General features: G+C 58.4%; 16 protein-coding genes. 12 read left to right on the top strand and 4 right to left on the bottom strand.

What is annotated here, in order from left to right; translation table 11 throughout:
- Window positions 1-275 precede the first annotated feature (275 nt).
- From JZX89_RS27035 to JZX89_RS27015, 5 genes are all read left to right on the top strand, one after another.
- The gene (locus tag JZX89_RS27035) at window positions 276-1226 is read left to right on the top strand and encodes a phosphoribosylaminoimidazolesuccinocarboxamide synthase (protein ID WP_149900601.1); all 951 of its coding nucleotides are present in this window, start codon (window positions 276-278) and stop codon (window positions 1224-1226) included.
- A 2-nt stretch (window positions 1227-1228) separates the two neighbouring features.
- Complete coding sequence (locus tag JZX89_RS27030) at window positions 1229-1888, top strand: TetR/AcrR family transcriptional regulator (RefSeq protein ID WP_207135965.1); 660 nt, start codon at window positions 1229-1231, stop codon at window positions 1886-1888.
- 201 nt (window positions 1889-2089) lie between these two features.
- Window positions 2090-3292 carry an efflux RND transporter periplasmic adaptor subunit gene (locus tag JZX89_RS27025; protein WP_149900599.1) on the top strand — a complete coding sequence of 401 codons (1203 nt, stop codon included), beginning with the start codon at window positions 2090-2092 and terminating at the stop codon, window positions 3290-3292.
- A 53-nt stretch (window positions 3293-3345) separates the two neighbouring features.
- Entirely contained in the window at window positions 3346-6435 is a 3090-nt protein-coding gene (locus JZX89_RS27020; protein ID WP_149900598.1) for an efflux RND transporter permease subunit, read from the top strand.
- Between the two features lie 150 nt (window positions 6436-6585).
- Complete coding sequence (locus tag JZX89_RS27015) at window positions 6586-8028, top strand: efflux transporter outer membrane subunit (protein ID WP_149900597.1); 1443 nt, start codon at window positions 6586-6588, stop codon at window positions 8026-8028.
- Between the two features lie 113 nt (window positions 8029-8141).
- Here JZX89_RS27015 and efp read toward each other — a convergent pair whose 3' ends face one another.
- Complete coding sequence (gene efp / locus JZX89_RS27010) at window positions 8142-8711, bottom strand: elongation factor P (protein WP_149900622.1); 570 nt, start codon at window positions 8709-8711, stop codon at window positions 8142-8144.
- A 250-nt stretch (window positions 8712-8961) separates the two neighbouring features.
- Here efp and epmA point away from each other — a divergent pair, with 250 nt between their 5' ends.
- From epmA to JZX89_RS26995, 3 genes are all read left to right on the top strand, one after another.
- Window positions 8962-10026: an EF-P lysine aminoacylase EpmA gene (epmA, locus tag JZX89_RS27005; protein WP_153515582.1), complete on the top strand. Its 1065-nt coding sequence runs from the start codon at window positions 8962-8964 to the stop codon at window positions 10024-10026.
- A complete protein-coding gene (locus tag JZX89_RS27000; protein WP_207135964.1) occupies window positions 10023-11087 on the top strand; it encodes a lysine-2,3-aminomutase-like protein in 1065 nt (354 codons plus the stop codon). Before epmA ends, JZX89_RS27000 begins: the two co-directional genes overlap by 4 nt.
- A 375-nt stretch (window positions 11088-11462) precedes the next feature.
- A complete protein-coding gene (locus tag JZX89_RS26995) occupies window positions 11463-11651 on the top strand; it encodes a hypothetical protein (RefSeq protein WP_045019798.1) in 189 nt (62 codons plus the stop codon).
- Between the two features lie 283 nt (window positions 11652-11934).
- Here JZX89_RS26995 and JZX89_RS26990 read toward each other — a convergent pair whose 3' ends face one another.
- Window positions 11935-12171 (bottom strand): Lrp/AsnC ligand binding domain-containing protein, encoded by a 237-nt coding sequence (locus JZX89_RS26990; protein WP_003521320.1) that lies wholly within the window; start codon window positions 12169-12171, stop codon window positions 11935-11937.
- 104 nt (window positions 12172-12275) lie between these two features.
- Complete coding sequence (locus JZX89_RS26985; RefSeq protein ID WP_207135963.1) at window positions 12276-13190, bottom strand: LysR family transcriptional regulator; 915 nt, start codon at window positions 13188-13190, stop codon at window positions 12276-12278.
- 130 nt (window positions 13191-13320) lie between these two features.
- Here JZX89_RS26985 and JZX89_RS26980 point away from each other — a divergent pair, with 130 nt between their 5' ends.
- From JZX89_RS26980 to modC, 4 genes are all read left to right on the top strand, one after another.
- Window positions 13321-14604 (top strand): NAD(P)/FAD-dependent oxidoreductase, encoded by a 1284-nt coding sequence (locus JZX89_RS26980; RefSeq protein ID WP_207135962.1) that lies wholly within the window; start codon window positions 13321-13323, stop codon window positions 14602-14604.
- Window positions 14605-14906: 302 nt separating this feature from the next.
- Window positions 14907-15698 (top strand): molybdate ABC transporter substrate-binding protein, encoded by a 792-nt coding sequence (gene modA / locus JZX89_RS26975; protein ID WP_207135961.1) that lies wholly within the window; start codon window positions 14907-14909, stop codon window positions 15696-15698.
- 53 nt (window positions 15699-15751) lie between these two features.
- The gene (gene modB, locus JZX89_RS26970; protein WP_153515577.1) at window positions 15752-16459 is read left to right on the top strand and encodes a molybdate ABC transporter permease subunit; all 708 of its coding nucleotides are present in this window, start codon (window positions 15752-15754) and stop codon (window positions 16457-16459) included.
- Entirely contained in the window at window positions 16456-17532 is a 1077-nt protein-coding gene (modC, locus tag JZX89_RS26965; RefSeq protein WP_207135960.1) for a molybdenum ABC transporter ATP-binding protein, read from the top strand. Before modB ends, modC begins: the two co-directional genes overlap by 4 nt.
- On the opposite strand, the gene JZX89_RS26960 is transcribed toward modC, so the two are convergent.
- Window positions 17501-17896, bottom strand: a complete 396-nt coding sequence (locus tag JZX89_RS26960) for a winged helix-turn-helix domain-containing protein (RefSeq protein WP_153515575.1) — start codon at window positions 17894-17896, stop codon at window positions 17501-17503. The two genes, modC and JZX89_RS26960, sit on opposite strands and share 32 nt — an antisense overlap.

Below are 17896 nucleotides of genomic sequence, written 5' to 3'. Positions count from 1 at the left end.
TCGTCGCCAGCAGCGCCGCCGCCCTCGTTCAGTGAGCGGACTTATAAGAGATCACCCGCAAACAAGTCAACACACCCTTCGTCAAAAAACTGACATTTTTGGTAAGTGGCTGATTTTACATAGGACTTTAACACAAATGCACATGAGGCTCCTGAAAACGCCTCCTTTCTGTGGCGACTGGCCCTGTTCCGGGAAACATGCAATAGGAACGGGCAAGAGTTTCAGAAAGACCGGGGCGTTCAACGCCCCATATAAGCCCAAGAATTGGAGAGCCCGTGCGCATTCTCGATGAAGCCGTCATTCCCGAGCTGCCGAATTATTACCGTGGCAAGGTGCGGGAGAACTACGATCTGCCTGATGGCAACCGCATCATCATATCCACCGATCGCCTGAGCGCCTTTGACCGAATTCTTACATGCATTCCTTATAAGGGGCAGGTATTGACCCAGACGGCGCGCTACTGGTTCGAGCTGACGAAGGATATTTGTCCTAACCACGTGGTAAGTTATCCCGATCCGAATGTCGTCATCGGCAAGAGGCTGGACATACTGCCGGTAGAAGTGGTGGTTCGCGGTTATCTGGCCGGCACCACCGGCACATCGATCCTGACCCTTTACAAGAAGGGTGAGCGGCAGATGTACGGCATGAGCCTGCCGGACGGGATGAAGGACAATCAGATTTTACCCGAGCCGGTGATCACGCCGACAAGCAAGGCATTCGATGGCGGCCATGACGAGCCGCTGACACCCGCAGAGATCGTCGAGAAGAAACTTCTGACACAGGAGCAATGGGACACGCTCTCTCATTATGCGCTGGCGCTGTTCAAGCGCGGGCAGGAGATTGCCGCAAAGCAGGGCCTCATCCTCGTCGACACGAAATATGAATTCGGGACCGATGAAAACGGCACGATCATTCTGGCCGACGAAATCCACACGCCGGATAGCAGCCGCTACTGGATGGCTGACAGCTATGAGGAAAGCTTCCGCAATGGCACACGGCCGGCGAGCTTCGACAAGGATTTCGTCAGAGCCTGGGTTGCCGAACGTTGCGATCCCTATAAGGACGAGGTGCCCGAGATTCCGCAGGACCTCGTGTTGCAGACCTCGAAGGTCTATATTGATGCTTACGAACGCATCACCGGACAGAGTTTCGTTCCCGACGATAGCGGTGAGACGCCGCTTGCAAGAATACGCCGGAATCTGGAGCGGTTTTTCCCCGGAGTCTGACCTTGAGCAAAACGATCGAACAGGCGCGAAAGGGTGACAGGAAGAACGACCGTCCTGTCAAACGCCGGCCTCGCCGTTCCGCCGAAGAAACACGGCGGGACATTCTCGCCAAAGCCGAAGAGCTTTTTCGCGAGCGTGGCTTCAATGCAGTGGCGATAGCCGATATCGCCGCAGCACTCGGCATGTCACCCGCCAATGTCTTCAAGAATTTCAGTTCGAAGAACGCGCTCGTCGACGCCATAGCCTTCGAACAGATCGGGATCTTCGAAAGAGAGATCCGCCCGCTCGACGATGGTCACCCACCACTTGCCAGACTGCGCCACCTCGCCCGTACCCTGATGGAACAGCACCATCAGGACCTCAACGACAATCCCTATATATTCGAAATGATCCTGATGACGGCCAAGCAGGATATGAAGTGCGGCGACTATTATAAATCCGTCATCGCAAACCTGTTAGCCGACATTATCAGCGACGGCATCAACGCGAAGGTCTATGCGCCGGCGGACATTCCACCGCTGGCGGAAACCGTGCTCCACGCGCTGACAAGCGTTATCCATCCCGTCCTCGTTGCCCGGGAAGATATCGGCAATTTGGCAACACGTTGTGATCAACTCGTCGATTTAATCGATGCCGGATTGCGCAATCCACTTGCTAAGTGACGATTCCCTATTTACGTCACCTTCTCGCAATTGCTTGCGAAGCGCCTGAGCCTGCGCTTCTATGCGCGTGGCGGTCCGGAATGAATGTAATGACGAAGGCCCCATAAGGCCTTTCCCTGTCATACCTATTCTTTCCGGGCGCGCGTCCGCCGAGCGACATTGCGCTTATAGTTGAATGCGACTGATACGCAGGGAAGAACAATGAGCCGACGTATTTTACCCCTATTTGCTTCTTTGTGTGTAACAGCGCTCCTGGCGGGATGCAGCGATGGCGGCGAGAGCAGCCAGACCGCCGGTCAGGGTGCCGAGCGTCCGCCGTCTCCGGTCAGCATCATCCTGATGAAGAGCAGCGAATATCCTCTGACAACAGTGCTTCCCGGTCGCGCCAGCGCATTCCAGACCGCCGAGATCCGTCCGCGCGTCACCGGTATCATCCGCGAAATTCCCTTCAAGGAAGGCAGCGAGGTCAAGCAGGGCGACGTTCTCTACCAGATCGAAGACAACACCTATCTGGCGGAAGTGGCGCAGGCCAAGGCAAGCGTGGCGAAGGCCGAAGCCAGCGTTCCAAGCGCCGAGGCGAACCTTGCCCGTTACGAACGGCTGGTCAACAGCGGCGCAACCCAGATCGAATATGAAAACGCCAAGGTGACGCTGCTGCAGGCACAGGCCGACGTGGCCCAGACCAAGGCGGCGCTGGAAACGGCTGAAATCAATCTCGACCTCACCAAGGTCCGCGCACCTTTCGACGGCATCACCAGCGCCACCGCTTTCAGCATCGGCAACGTGGTGACGGCAAACCAGACGACGGCTTTGACGACGCTGCGTCGCATCGATCCGATCTATATCGATCTGATGGAATCCAGCATCAATCTTCTGCGTCTGAAAAATGCGATTTCGTCGGGCCAGCTCGGCGGCGACACCAAGGAAACCGGCATTCATCTGACGCTGGAAGACGGCACCGAATACAAGCATGACGGCAAGATCGACATGTCGGACATGGCGGTGAGCGAAACCACCGGTACTTTCTCCATCCGCGCCCTCTTCGAAAATCCGGATGATCTTCTGCTTCCCGGCACCTATGTTCGCGCCACGCTGACCATCGGCAAGGAGAAGGGCTTCCGCATTCCGCAGCGCGCGGCAAGCCGGAACGCCAATGGCGAACTGACCGCAAAGTTCGTCTCGGCGGAAAACAAGGTGGAAACCCGCACCTTCCCGTCCAGCCAGCAATCCAACAACGCCTGGCTGGTGATGGAAAACGTCAAGGATGGCGACAAGCTCATCGTGGACGGCTTCCAGTGGATTGCCGACGGCGCGACAGTGGCGCCGGTGGAAGTAACCATCGACGATCGCGGTATCGTTGTTCTGCCGCAGCAAGCTCCGCCTGCCGCCGCCCCCTCGAAATAAGCATGAGCACGAAACCCTTGGTCGAAGCTCGTAAAAGGTAAGGCAGGACTGCCATGGCCCATTTCTTCATCCGGCGCCCCGTTTTTGCATGGGTTATCGCCATCGTCATCATGCTGGGCGGCGCGTTGGCAATCGCGACGCTCTCCATCTCGCAATATCCCGATATTGCACCGACGACGGTGCGCGTCAGCGCGACCTATAACGGCGCCAGCGCCGAAACAGTCGAAAAATCGGTGACGACGATCATTGAGGACGGCATGACCGGCCTCGATGACCTCACCTATATGACGTCGTCTTCCTCCACCGGCAGCGCCGAAGTGACCCTGACCTTCGGCAACAGCATCATGCCTGACATCGCGCAGGTTCAGGTGCAGAACAAGCTGCAGCTCGTCCAGTCGCAATTGCCCGATACCGTGCAGCAGCAGGGTATCCAGGTCAGCCGCTCCACCTCGAGCATTCTGATGGTGGGGGCGCTGATCTCTACCGACGGCAAGCGTAATTCCGCCGATCTCGGCGACGTGTTCTCCTCACGCGTCGAAGACCAGATCAAGCGTCTGGAAGGTGTGGGCAGCATCAACGTCTTCGGCTCCGAATATGCGATGCGCATCTGGCTGGATCCGTTCAAGCTCAACAAATATCAGCTGACCACCGCTGACGTCACCGGCGCCATCCAAAGCCAGAACACCCAGGTTTCGGTCGGTTCGCTCGGTGCGGTTCCTGCCGTCAAAGGCCAGCAGCTCAACGTGACAGTGACGGCGCAGAGCCAGCTGACCACGGTCGCCGATTTCGAATCGGTGATCCTGAAAGTCGAAAAGGATGGCTCGACCGTCCGCCTCAGCGACGTGGCCCGCATCGAAATCGGCCAGGAAACCTATGGTGGGGATTCCCGCTCCAACGGCCGGCCTTCTGCCGGTTTCGCAGTCAACCTCGCCACCGGTGCGAACGCGCTCGACACGGCGGCGCGCGTAAAATCGGCGCTTTCCGCCGTCGAGGGTTCGCTGCCCGAGGGCGTCTCGATCGAATATCCCTACGACACGACACCCTTCGTGAAGCTGTCGATCGAGAAGGTGGTGCATACGCTGATCGAGGCGATCATCCTCGTTTTCGTCGTGCTTCTGGTGTTCCTGCAAAACCTCAGAGCCACCTTCATTCCCATGATCGCGGTGCCCGTCGTGCTTCTCGGCACGTTCGGCGTCCTTGCGCTGACGGGATATTCCATCAACACCCTCACCATGTTCGCCATGGTTCTCGCCATCGGCCTTCTCGTCGATGACGCCATCGTCGTTGTCGAAAACGTCGAGCGCATCATGTCGGAAGAAGGCCTGTCGCCGGTCGAGGCGACCGAAAAATCGATGGGTGAGATCACCGGTGCAATCATCGGCATTGCGCTCGTCCTGACCGCCGTGTTCATTCCGATGGCTTTCTTCGGAGGATCGACGGGCATCATCTATCGTCAGTTCTCGATCACCATCGTTTCGGCCATGCTGCTTTCGGCTGTGGTCGCCATCGTTCTGACACCGGCGCTTTGCGCAACCATGCTGAAGCCCATCGACCACAATAAAAAGAAGCGTGGACCGGGTGCGTGGTTCAACCGTGGCTTCGGCAAGACGACGGACGGCTATGTCTCTTCCATTGGCTACCTGCTGAAACGCCCCCTGCGTGTGATGATTCTTTTTGCGATCGTCATAGGCGGCTGCGCCTGGTTCTTCAGCAAGCTACCAAGCTCCTTCCTGCCGCAGGAAGACCAGGGCGTGCTTCTGACGATCATCCAGACACCGACCGGTTCGAACATCGAACGCACCAACGAGGTTGTGAAGCAGGTTGAAAACTACTTCCGCGAAAAAGAAGCCAACAATGTCGAATCTGTTTTCGGTGTGCTTGGCTTCAGCTTCAGCGGTTCAGGCCAGAACAACGCCATCGTCTTCACCAAGCTCAAGGATTTCGCCGAAAGAACGGCACCCGACCAGCACGCCGCCGCCATCGTGCAGCGTGCTATGGGCACCTTCTTCGGTTTCCGCGATGCGCAGGTCTTCCCGCTTCTGCCGCCGGCAATTCAGGGCATGGGTACATCGAGCGGTTTCTCGATGTATCTGGTGGATAGCGGCCGCAACGGTACCGACGCATTGACTGCCTCATCCAAGGAACTGATCGCGCTTGCCACGGGCAATCCGAAGATCAGCTCGCTTCGAAGCGACAGCCAGGACAATGAAACGCAGATGAAGATCATTCTCGATCAGGAAAAGATGGGGGCCATGGGCGTCGATCTTGCCTCCGTGAATCTCATGCTGACGACGATCTTTGCCGGCAGGGATGTCAATGACTTCACGCTTAACGGCGAACTCAAGCCCGTCTATGTCCAGAGCGACGCGCCCTACCGCATGCAGCCGGACGACCTCAAGTTCTGGTATGCCCGCAACACCAACGGCGAAATGGTGCCCTTCTCCTCCTTCAGCGAGGTGAAGTGGATCAACGCCCCGCCATCTCTCGCCCGTTACAACGGAACAGGCGCAATCTCGCTTGAAGGTACCGCCGGGACAGGTGTCGCCTCCGGTGAGGCCATGGACGAGATGGAGCGCCTGACGGCAAGCCTGCCGGGTGGCTACACCGTGGCGTGGCAGGGCATTTCCTACCAGGAACGTCTGTCCGGTTCACAGGCGCCCATGCTTTATGCGCTGTCGGTGCTCATCGTGTTCCTTTGCCTCGCCGCGCTTTATGAAAGCTGGTCGATCCCCTTCTCGGTCATTTTGGCCGTCCCGGTGGGTGTCCTTGGCGCTTTGACTGCGGCCCACTTCTTCGGTCAGACAAACGACGTCTACTTCAAGGTGGGCCTGCTGACGACCATCGGCCTTGCTGCGAAAAACGCGATCCTGATCGTCGAATTCGCCAAGGAGAGGCAGGAGCATGGGTTAAGTCTGGTGGAAGCTGCGCTGGAAGCTGCGAAGCTGCGCCTGCGTCCGATCATCATGACGTCGCTCGCCTTCATCCTCGGCGTTGTGCCTCTCGCCATCGCAACCGGAGCGGGTTCTGCCGCGCAAAATGCAATCGGTATCGGGGTGCTGGGTGGTATGCTTTCTGCAACACTGCTCGGAATTTTCTTCGTTCCGTCCTTTTTCGTCATCATTCGTCGCCTTTCAAGGCGTTAACAAAACAAAAATGGGCTGTGCCAACCGTTAATACGCTGCTAGAAATGTTGCCGATTTGGCTAATGCACGTTTCTACGGCATATCGACCGCGCAGCCCATTTGTCAGCAAGCCGCGCTCGGTAAGCCAACCTATAGAATTGGGAAAATTATATGCTGTCTATTCGCGCAACTCTTCCCCTGACAATGCTGCTGCTTTCAGGCTGCGTCGTCGGACCCGACCACAAGACCCCGGAAATCCAATTGCCGGGAAAGTTCGCGGAAGCTGGGAAAACCGGTAATGGCGATATAAGCACCGTTGCATGGTGGACGGCCTTTAACGACAGCCGCCTGAACGGTTACGTTTCAACTGGCCTGGCGCAGAACCTGACCGTGATGCAGGCGATAGAGCGCATCAATCAGGCGGAAGCCCAGGTGATCGCGGCCGGTGCTGACGGTCTGCCGGGCCTGACGGCCAACGGCAGCCACACGACCAGTGAGACCAAGGGAAGCTACCGTGACGTTCCCGTCACCAACGTGTCTTCGGGCAGCCTCAGCGTGTCCTGGTTCCTCGACCTTTTCGGTCGCTATCGCCGGGCAACGGAAAGCGCCAATGCATCGCTTGATGCCGCTTACTCTACCGTCGACGTTCAGCGCCTGACGCTGATTTCATCCGTCGCCGCAGCCTATATCGACGTGCGTTATTATCAGGAGCGTCTGGCGATTGCCCGCCAGAACCTGGGTTCCCGCCGCGAAACGCTTGACCTGACCAAGTTGCAGCTTGAAGCCGGTGCAGCGTCGCGCCTCGATGTCGTCCAGTCCGAAGGTCTGGTCAATTCCACGCTGTCGCAGATACCAGGCCTCGAAACCAGCTTCCGCAAGGCCGCACATCGCATCGCGACCCTGCTCGGCATGCCGGCCTCGTCGCTCATTGCTGAACTGCAAAAGGGCGCGCGCCAGCCTGTTGCGCGTGCAGTTCCCCGCACCGGTATTCCGGCCGACCTGATCCGCAACCGTCCGGACATTCGCGTCGCTGAACGCAATCTGGCCGCTGCGGTCGCCTCGATCGGCGTCGCTGAAGCTCAGCTTTATCCGAGCATCGAACTCGGTGGCGCGATCACCCCGAGCTACAATTTCCTGAGCGGTGGTGGCAGGGGAACGGCCAATAGCTGGTCGTTTGGTCCAAGCCTCGTTCTGCCGATCCTTGATGGCGGCAAACTCCGCGCCAATGTCGACCTGACCAACTCGCAGGCGCGCGAGCAATATCTCGTCTGGAAATCGACCGTTCTTAACGCAGTGGAAGAAGTCGAGAACGCTCTGGCCGCCGTCAATCGCGATCAGCGTACCGTCGACGCGCTGAGAAAGACCGTCGCCTCCTACCAGGAAGCGCTGCAGCTCTCCACCGCCAGCTACCGTGATGGTGCATCGTCTCTGCTCGACGTTCTGGATGCTCAGCGCTCGGTCTCGGATGCGCAGGCAAACCTTGCCACGGCGATCCAAACGACCGCACAGGACTATGTGTCACTGAACGTGGCGCTCGGCGGCGGCTATGCCGTTGGCCAGCCTGCCCCGAAGAAGGTGCCCGGCCCCACCCGGACCGCGGCGAAGGCTATGTAAGACACGCCACAAGGCAAACCAAAAAGCCCGCGTTTCGACGCGGGCTTTTTGTTATTCCAGACACAAAAAAAGCACCGGGTAACCGGTGCTTTTTGTTTAACCCGCGATCAGGCTCAGCTCTTGGCGCGCTCGACGTAGGAATTGTCTTCCGTCGCGATGACAACGCGAATACCGGCGTCGACATGCGGCGGAACCATGGTGCGGATGCCGTTGGAGAGGATTGCCGGCTTGTAGGAAGAAGAAGCCGTCTGGCCCTTCACGACCGGTTCCGTTTCCACGATTTCCAGCGTCACGTGGCGCGGCAGTTCAACAGACAGCGGATTGCCTTCATGGATGGACAGAACGCAGGTCATGCCTTCCTGCAGATAGGCCTTCTGGTCGCCCATGGTGTCAACGTCGACAACCACCTGATCGTAGTTGGCCGGGTTCATGAAGTGGAAACCTTCGCCGTCTTCATAGAGGAACTGGAAGTTCAGGTCTTCGACGAAAGCCCGCTCGACCTGCTCGGTGGTGCGCCAGCGCTCGGAGACCTTTACGCCATCAACGATGCGGCGCATGTCCACCTGCGTGACCGGCGTGCCCTTGCCGGGATGAAAGTTCTGCGCGGTGAGAACAACGTAAAGCTTGCCGTCCACGTCGAGAACATTGCCCTTGCGGACGGATGAGGCGATAACCTTGACCATATGACTTCCTTGTAACTCGATGAAATGCGTCGTAAAGGACTGCGCGGCAGCACCGGCCCCGTCAGACATTTTGTCTTTTTTCTGGGGCGCAACTACCTTAAATCCGCACGAATTGCCAGCCTTCTACAGCAATTCGCGGAAGAGTGCCTAGCGGTTTTCCGCCCGGAATTGCTTTAAATGACGCGATCAGGCGTTTTGCGGGGCGTTTAACCGCAACAGGCGCCGCAGAGAAGACGGAAAAGAAGAGAAGATGCGCGCAAACAACGAGACAATGTCGCCCTGGTGGACGCCCGACGTCCATGCCGACCGCCGCGCTTTTCTCATTGGCCGCAACGCGATTCAGTCGGCATTCCGCAGCCACTTTGCCCGCGCTGATTTTCTCGAGGTCGATACCGCCACCCTGCAGATTTCCCCCGGCAACGAGGCCCATCTGCACGCCTTTGCTACGGAGGGCCTGACGCCGGGCGGCGATGCCATACCGCTCTATCTCCACACCTCGCCGGAATTCGCCTGCAAGAAGCTGCTTGCCGCCGGTGAAAAACGTATTTCCTGTTTCGCCCATGTTTACAGGAACCGGGAAAGAGGCCCCCTGCACCATCCGGAATTCACCATGCTGGAATGGTATCGGGTCGGTGAAACCTATGAGAGCCTGATGAAGGATAGCGCCGATCTTCTGGCGCTTGCCGCTGAAACCACGGGCACGAAAAACTTCACCTATCGTGGCCGCAGCGTCGATCCCTTTCTCGAACCCGAACGGTTGAGCGTCGCCGAGGCATTCGAGCGTTATGCGGGGATAGATCTTCTGGCCACCATCAGCCGAAACGGTGAGACGGACGAGCGGCATCTTGCCGCCAGCCTCACCAATGCCGGCATCCGCGTCGCCGACGACGATACCTGGGCGGATATGTTCAGCCGCGTCATCGTCGAGCGGGTGGAGCCGGAACTGGGCTTCGGCCGCGCTACCATTCTCGATGAATACCCGACGAGCGAAGCAGCCCTCGCCCGCAAGTCTGCGAGGGATGTGCGCGTCGCAGAACGTTTCGAGCTTTATGCCTGCGGTGTGGAACTTGCCAATGCCTTCGGTGAATTGACCGACGCCACTGAACAGAGACGGCGCTTCGAAATGGAAATGGCCGAGAAGCGACGGGTCTATGGCGAGACCTATCCGCTGGATGAGGATTTTCTCGCTGCACTGGCCATCATGCCGCCGGCCAGCGGCATCGCGCTCGGTTTTGACCGGCTAGTAATGCTGGCGACCGGCGCTCCCCGTATCGATCTCGTCATGTGGGCACCCGTTGCGGAATATGGACGATGACAAGGCTTGAAATCATCAAGACACCCGAAGCACTTGTCGAAGCGGGGCTGGTCGAGGCCAGCGCACTGGAGGGTCTGCGCGCGGTGACGCAGCGTTACGCGCTGGCGATCACACCACCGATCGCCGATCTCATCGACAGCCGCGATCCGCAGGATCCCATTGCCCGGCAATTTGTGCCTGATACGGCCGAACTTATCCACCTTCCCGAAGAACGGGACGATCCGATCGGTGACGATGCCCATAGCCCAGTGCATGGCATCGTTCACCGTTATCCCGACCGGGTTCTTTTAAAAGCGGTGCATGTCTGCCCCGTCTATTGCCGTTTCTGTTTCCGTCGCGAAATGGTCGGCCCGCAGGGCAACGGTATGATGAGCCCGGAGGAGCTGGACGCCGCATTCGACTATATAAATGCCAACTCGGCCATCTGGGAAGTCATCCTCACCGGTGGCGATCCGCTGGTGCTCTCGGCGCGACGCCTGTCCGACCTGATGAAGCGGTTAAAAGACATACCGCATGTGAAGATCGTCCGGTTCCATACCCGCGTGCCAGTCGTCGATCCTGAGCGCATCGACGGGCCGCTTATCGAAGCCCTCAAGGCCAGCGGCAAGACCACCTATGTGGCTCTGCACGCCAATCACGCACGCGAACTTGGCGACCAAGCCAGAAGCGCCTGCGCGCGGCTGATTGATGCCGGCATAGCCATGGTCAGCCAGACGGTGCTTCTGAAAGGCGTCAATGACGACCCGGCAACTCTGGCCGAGCTTATGCGCGCCTTTGTTGAGACCCGCATCAAGCCCTATTACCTGCACCATCCCGATCTTGCCCCCGGCACCAGCCATTTCCGGCTGACGATCGAAGAGGGCCAGCGAATCGTTTCCGCCTTGCGGGGGAATCTCTCCGGTCTCTGCCAGCCGACCTATGTTCTCGACATACCCGGCGGCCACGGCAAGGCGGCAATTGGCAGAAATGCGGCCGAAAAAACCCGTGAGGGCTGTTATTCTGTAGCCGATTTCAACGGTAACGATCATATTTACCCGCCGCAGACACCCGGCAGCAATTAAAATAAAATAAAAAGCCCGCTGTGCCGGGCTTTTGTGGGCGGCCACCAACGAAAACAAAAATTTCACAATTCCGCCCCTCTCCTGTCATCATAAAGAAAAATATTCTACCTATAACAATCAGCATTGATTTTAGTGCAGGTCTGGAATATCAGTGTGTAACTGGAGAACAAGTCTCCTGATTCCGGGCCAACACCAATACAGGGAGTGTGTCATGTCAAAATATATCAACATTAACGCAATCCTTGGTCTTGTGTCCTGGAACGCTGGATTTAAATCCACGTGTTCCCGCTGCTGTCGAATGTGACTTAACGGTCTCAATTTCCTGAAATTCAGTTCGACAACATGCTGTGAAGTAGCCACAGCGGGAGTATATCTATGCAAAAGCAAGTTATTGAATTCGCTGGCGAACCCGTCGGCATCGTCATACCGGACAACGACCGGTTGAAATTTATCGCGGTAAAGTTCCACGTTCACGATCTGGACGAACAGAAGTTCGACAGTGCAGATGACGTGCGGATCGCAATCCGTGATCTCGTGCGCAACCGGAATCTGGCCGCGGCCTGATGCGGGAAAACTATCGCCCGCTCACAGAACCGTCAAAACCAAAGCGCGCCAAATATCGGACCCGAAATTGCGGGCCGATGGCGCGCTTTTATTTTGCATGACAATTCGTCTGCCGGCGTAACGCAGCCCATTCAGGGTGTATCAAAACACGCCGATCCGCTGATCTGAAAAGCCCGGCAAGGCCCTTCCCCCAAAGACACATATCTTGATCCAATGAAGCGGCGTACCGCCCCAGGGAGCACCATCGCCTTTACAGCCATGTGCCTATGAAGGCTTATCCGCGTCAGAACGCGGTGAAGGTCAGCGTCGTCAGCGAGCGGACGATCCCCGGAATATTGACGATGTTCTGGTTGATGAACTTGCCGATATCCTCTTCCTGCGGAAGATAGATTTTCAGCAGCAGATCATATTCGCCGCTGGTTGAATAAAGCTCGGAAACCAGTTCGGTTTTATAGATGGCGTCGGCGACATCATAAGTCTTGCCGGGCTCACATTGAAGCTGAACAAAAATGGGCTTCACGGACATCTCCCGTATTGGAACTTTCGGTGTGTGGCGTCTCGCGCCACACGTCATGGCGCACTATTGGCTGAGCCGCACCAGACTTGCAAGACCGCCTCGCCGGTTTACGCCGAAAACGCCCCTGGCCCATGCGCCGCCTCGGCAACGATCCAGTGCCGGAAGCTCTCAAGCGGCGCATAACCGGCGCGATCAGGCATACAGGCAAGGTAATAGGCCTCTTCGCTTTCCACCTCCCCCGCGACAGCCGCAACCAGACGCCCGCTTCGCAACTCCTCCTCGATCATGAAGGAAGGAATGAGCGATACGCCGAGCCCCGCACCTGCAGCCTCGGCAATGGTGGTGAACTGATCGAAGAGCATGCCGTGCACATTGTCGAAACGCACATCATGGCTGCCAAACCATTGTTCCCAGGCATCCGGCCGGGTCGTCATATGCAGCAGCGGCACCTGCAACAGATCGTCCGGCCTTGAAAGTCCATGGCGCTCCCTGAAGGCGGGGCAGCATACCGGAATGACCTTTTCATGCATCAGGAAAACCAGCTCGGTGCCCGGCCAGTGCGGCAGACCGAAATGGATCGCCGCATCGACGGTATCGGTCCGAAAATCGAACAGTGACGACCGCGTCAGAAGATTGACCGAAACACCCGGATGCCGGGCGATGAAATCGGGAAGGCGCGGCACGAGCCAGCGCGTGCCGAAGCTGGGCAGAACACCGAGATTGAGCGTGCCCCCATCCGGATTGGCGCGCAGATTAAGCGAAGCGGTCGATATGCGCCGCAGGGCTTCGCGAATTTCCCGCGCATACCCTTCCCCCGCCCGCGTCAGCCGGATCGTCTGCCGCTCGCGGAGAAACAGCGCCACACCAAGCTGTTCTTCCAGCGCCAGGATTTGCCGGCTGACAGCGCCCTGCGTCAGACCGAGTTCCCTCGCCGCAGCGGTGACGCTGCCCGCCCGCGAAGCGGCTTCGAAGGCCGCCAGCAGCGAAAGCGACGGCAGAAAACGGCGCGGCGGCAGAACCATATTCCCTCACGGAATGAACTCTTGACGATATGTCGATATTCAACAGGTATGGTCACTTGTAAAGTCTCATAAACAAGGGCTTGTCACTCATACGAAAAACAAATGAACTGGCCCGGAATATGGTGGAACGATGTATAACGACCCCCGCTCGCACGGCCTCTGGGAAAAGACCGCACCGCAGCCGCCCGTAACACCCGCCTTGCAGGGCTCGGCGGTTGCCGATGTCGTGATCGTCGGTGGCGGCTTCACCGGGCAATCCGCCGCCCTGCATCTTGCTGAAAGAGGCGTAGACGTCGTCCTTCTCGAGGCTAAGGAAATCGGCTTTGGCGGCGCAGGCCGTAATGTCGGCCTCATCAATGGCGGCATGTGGGTCATGCCCACGGAATTGCCGGGTGTATTGGGCGAGGTTTACGGCGAACGCCTTCTCGGCCTTCTGGGCGATGCACCATTGCTCGTCCGCGCACTGGTGGAAAAACACGAGATTTCCTGCGAGATCGAAAAAAACGGCACCCTGCATTGTGCCGTCGGCGAGAAAGGCCTCGCGGAAATTCGCGAGCGCTGCGAACAATGGGCGGCGAGAGGCGCGCCTGTCCGTGTTCTCGATGCCGATGAAACTGCAAGGCGCACCGGCAGCACTGGCTATTCCGGCTCTCTTCTGGACACCCGCGCCGGCACGATTCAGCCGCTTGCCTATGTTCGTGGTCTAGCGGCCACCGCGCAAAAGGCAGGCGCGCGGCTGCACACCGCAAGCCCCGTGGTGGCAACCGAACGCAGCGGTGGACAATGGGTGGTGAAGACGCCGCAGGGATCGGTAACCGCCAACTGGATCGTCGTCGCCACCGAAGCCTATAGCACCGGCCCTTGGCAGATCGTCCGCGACGAACAGACCTACCTGCCCTATTTCAACTTCGCCACAAAGCCACTCGGCGACAACCTTAAAAAAAGCATTTTGCCGGGCCGTGAGGGCTGTTGGGACACGAAGGAAATCCTCTCGTCGTTCCGCATGGACAAGGCCGGCCGGCTGGTCTTCGGCAGCGTCGGCGCCTTGCGGGGCACAGGCGCCGCCATTCATCGGGCCTGGGCGAAACGGTCGCTGAAACGGCTTTTTCCGCAGTTGGGTGAAACGGAATTCGAATGTGAATGGTATGGCCAGATCGGCATGACCGACAATGCCGTGCCGCGCTTTCACAAATTCGCGGACAATGTCGTCGGCTTTTCAGGATATAACGGCCGCGGTATCGCCCCGGGTACCGCCTTCGGCAAGGTAATTGCACAGCATATTTCAGGCGACATCGCCGAAAGCGAACTGCCTTTACCCGTGACGGAGCCGAAAGCGCAGGCTTTCCGTGCGATAAAGGAAGCTTATTACGAGGCGGGCGCGCAGATCGCCCATTTCGCCGGCGAGCGTTTTTGACTGACAGAGAGCGCGCCAATGGGCGGTCTTGAGAGTAGCGGCAAACCTGCCCTCACCCTCGACGTCATCCTTGGGCTTGTCCCAAGGATCTAACCATGTCGAACGAATTCAGGACGTTGCAGATGCTCGGGACAAGCCCGAGCATGACGGAGGAGCGCTTTTTGTCCCCCATTTTCCCCCACATAGACACCCGCAGCAGCGGCTTTTCGCCTCCTCATCGATATATTCTTGAAAATATAATGATTGCCCTATAGGCCTATCGATATATTCATCAAAATATCTCGAAACGGGGGTAACAGACCATGAGACTTTTGCGTCGCAACTTCTTCAAAACCATTGCCGCCGCCACCTCCTTCTGGGTGGCAGCTTCCTTTGTGGGTGTTCCGGCCCATGCCGCCGAAAAAGTCACGGTCTTTGCTGCCGCGAGCATGAAAAACGCGCTCGACGCCATCAATGCCGAATGGGCGAAGGACAGCGGCAACGAAGCGACCGTTTCTTATGCCGCAAGCTCCGCGCTCGCCAAACAGATCGAACAGGGCGCGCCGGCAGATATCTTCATTTCCGCTGACCTTGCATGGATGGATTATGTCGCCGAAAAGAAGCGGATCAACGCTGACAGCCGCTCCAATCTTCTCGGCAACCGCATCGTTCTCGTCGCTCCCGCAGACAAGGCAAAGCCCGTCGATATCAAGCAGGGCTTCGATCTTGCTGCTCTGGTGGGCGATGGCCGTCTGGCCATGGGCGCGGTCGATTCCGTTCCGGCTGGTAAATACGGCAAGGCCGCACTGGAAAAGCTCGGCGCCTGGTCTTCGGTTGAAAAGAAAGTCGCCGGCGCGGAAAGCGTGCGTGCCGCTCTGCTGCTCGTCTCACGCGGCGAAGCACCCTATGGCATCGTTTACCAGACCGACGCCGCCGCTGATCCGGGCGTGAAGATTGTCGGCACCTTCCCGGAAGACAGTCACCCGCCGATCATCTACCCGGTCGTCGTTCTTTCGGAAGCAAAGTCTCCGGCTGCAAAGGCCTATCTGGACTTCCTGAAGTCGGCCAAGGCAACGCCCTTCTTCGAAAAGCAAGGCTTTACCGTTTTGAAATAAGCTTGTCTCAGGCCCACCTCCCGGTGGGCCATGAAACTTGACGATTGCAGGATATGGCATTGCATTGGTGGACACTCAGCCCCGAAGAATGGACGGCGATCAGGCTCAGCCTGTGGGTGTCCTCCATCGCCATGTTCGCCAGCCTGCCCTTCGGCATTGCAGTAGCCGTGGCGCTTGCCCGCGGCCGCTTCTGGGGCAAGTCGCTGCTGAACGGCATCGTCCATCTGCCGCTCATTCTGCCGCCCGTCGTTACCGGCTTCCTGCTGCTCGTTCTCTTCGGCCGCAGGGGCGCCATCGGGCAATTTCTCGATAGCTGGTTCGGCATCGTCTTTTCTTTCCGCTGGACGGGGGCCGCACTCGCCTGCGCCGTCATGGCCTTCCCACTGATGGTGCGCTCCATCCGCCTCTCCATCGAAGCGGTGGACCGCAAGCTGGAAGAGGCAGCGGGAACATTGGGGGCAAGCCCGTTCTGGGTATTCCTCACCGTTACCCTGCCTTTGATCCTGCCCGGCATCATCGCCGGCATGATCCTCGCTTTCGCCAAGGCCATGGGCGAGTTTGGCGCAACCATCACCTTCGTGTCCAATATTCCCGGCGAGACCCAGACACTGTCTGCCGCCATCTACACCTTCACACAGGTGCCCGGCGGCGATGCCGGTGCATTGCGGCTGACCATCGTTTCCGTCGTGATTTCCATGCTCGCTCTGCTCGTCTCGGAGTTTCTGGCCCGCATCATCGGCAAACGGGTGAGCATGGAATGACGCTCTCGGTCTCCACTCGCCATTGCCTCGGCTCCTTCGAACTTGACGCGTCATTCACCTCCGAAGGCGGCGTGACCGCACTGTTCGGGCGCTCCGGCTCCGGCAAGACATCGATGATCCGCATCATTGCCGGCCTGCTGCGGCCGGATGAAGGAAAGGTCTCGCTCGATTGCGAAGTACTGGCCGATAGCGGAAAGCGGCTGTTCCTACCGGCGCATAAACGCCGTTTCGGTTATGTCTTTCAGGAGGCGCGGCTCTTCCCGCATCTCAGCGTGGCGCAGAATCTAAATTATGGCAGATGGTTCACCTCAGACAAAACGAAGGTCGTACAAGAAGACCATATCATCGACATGCTGGGCATCGGCCATCTTTTGCAGCGCCGTCCGAACAAACTCTCGGGCGGCGAAAAACAGCGCGTTGCCATCGGCCGCGCCTTGCTCTCTTGCCCCAGACTGCTGCTGATGGACGAACCGCTCGCCTCGCTGGACGAGCAGCGCAAAGCCGAGATCATTCCCTATCTCGAGCGGCTGCGCGACGAGACGAAAATTCCGATCGTCTATGTCAGCCATTCCATCCAGGAAGTCGCCCGCCTTGCCGACCGCATTGTGGTGCTGAAAGACGGTAAGGTGGAAGCCGAGGGAACCGCGGCCGAAGTTCTGGGGAGACCCGATTTCAGCAGCCATCTGGAGCGGCGGGAAGCGGGCAGCATCCTGTCAGGGCACATCGAAAGCTTCGATGCACGGCACGGGCTTGCCGCCGTCAGACTCAACACAGCGCTGCTTCAGGTTCCGGCAAAAAAAGGAACACCCGGCAGCCCTGCACGGGTGCTGATACCGGCTCGCGATGTCATGCTGGCTTTGGTGAAACCCGAAGGCCTTAGCGCACTCAACATTCTCGAAGGCCATATTGCAGATATCTCGGTCAGCGAGGGCGGCATGGTGACGGTTCAGGTGGATTGCGGTGGGGACATCATCCAGTCACGCATCACCGACCTCTCGCGCGAACGCCTGCAACTGGCGCCCGGCAAACCGGTGCATGCGATCATAAAATCGGCGGCTCTCGATCCGTATTGACGGCGGCCTGCGGATTACGATTGGCCTCTAGCCAGTCGATATCCTGACGCAAGACTTCGTTCATCTGCTTTTGCATGCCGCGATAACGTTCCAGCAATTCAGCACCGAAGGCGGTCAGCGCTGCCCCGCCGCCCTGCTTGCCGCCGCGCTGGGATTCGATCACCGGCTGCCTGAACATATGGTTCAGCGCATCGACCAGCAGCCATGCTCGGCGATAGGACATGTCCATTGCCCGGCCGGCGGCAGAGATCGAGCCGGTCTCCACAATCAGCTCCATCAACTCGATCTTGCCATGGCCCAGACGTTCTCCCGGCGGAAAATCAATGCGGAGAACAGGTTTCAGCGGCGGACGTGTCTCGCTCAT

The organism is Agrobacterium burrii, from assembly GCF_017313405.1.
Lineage (GTDB): Bacteria > Pseudomonadota > Alphaproteobacteria > Rhizobiales > Rhizobiaceae > Agrobacterium > Agrobacterium burrii.
This window is presented reverse-complemented; position numbering and strand designations above follow the sequence as displayed.

What these genes read in the sequence shown, in the direction of transcription:
- JZX89_RS26995 (WP_045019798.1), top strand. Translation starts at nt 11,463, where the DNA reads ATGCAAAAGCAAGTTATTGAATTCGCTGGCGAACCCGTCGGCATCGTC.
- JZX89_RS26985 (WP_207135963.1), bottom strand. Translation starts at nt 13,190, where the DNA reads ATGGTTCTGCCGCCGCGCCGTTTTCTGCCGTCGCTTTCGCTGCTGGCG.
- modA (WP_207135961.1), top strand. Translation starts at nt 14,907, where the DNA reads ATGAGACTTTTGCGTCGCAACTTCTTCAAAACCATTGCCGCCGCCACC.
- JZX89_RS27020 (WP_149900598.1), top strand. Translation starts at nt 3,346, where the DNA reads ATGGCCCATTTCTTCATCCGGCGCCCCGTTTTTGCATGGGTTATCGCC.
- JZX89_RS26980 (WP_207135962.1), top strand. Translation starts at nt 13,321, where the DNA reads ATGTATAACGACCCCCGCTCGCACGGCCTCTGGGAAAAGACCGCACCG.
- JZX89_RS26960 (WP_153515575.1), bottom strand. Translation starts at nt 17,896, where the DNA reads ATGAGCGAGACACGTCCGCCGCTGAAACCTGTTCTCCGCATTGATTTT.
- modB (WP_153515577.1), top strand. Translation starts at nt 15,752, where the DNA reads ATGGCATTGCATTGGTGGACACTCAGCCCCGAAGAATGGACGGCGATC.
- epmA (WP_153515582.1), top strand. Translation starts at nt 8,962, where the DNA reads ATGCGCGCAAACAACGAGACAATGTCGCCCTGGTGGACGCCCGACGTC.
- JZX89_RS27025 (WP_149900599.1), top strand. Translation starts at nt 2,090, where the DNA reads ATGAGCCGACGTATTTTACCCCTATTTGCTTCTTTGTGTGTAACAGCG.
- modC (WP_207135960.1), top strand. Translation starts at nt 16,456, where the DNA reads ATGACGCTCTCGGTCTCCACTCGCCATTGCCTCGGCTCCTTCGAACTT.
- efp (WP_149900622.1), bottom strand. Translation starts at nt 8,711, where the DNA reads ATGGTCAAGGTTATCGCCTCATCCGTCCGCAAGGGCAATGTTCTCGAC.
- JZX89_RS27015 (WP_149900597.1), top strand. Translation starts at nt 6,586, where the DNA reads ATGCTGTCTATTCGCGCAACTCTTCCCCTGACAATGCTGCTGCTTTCA.
- JZX89_RS27000 (WP_207135964.1), top strand. Translation starts at nt 10,023, where the DNA reads ATGACAAGGCTTGAAATCATCAAGACACCCGAAGCACTTGTCGAAGCG.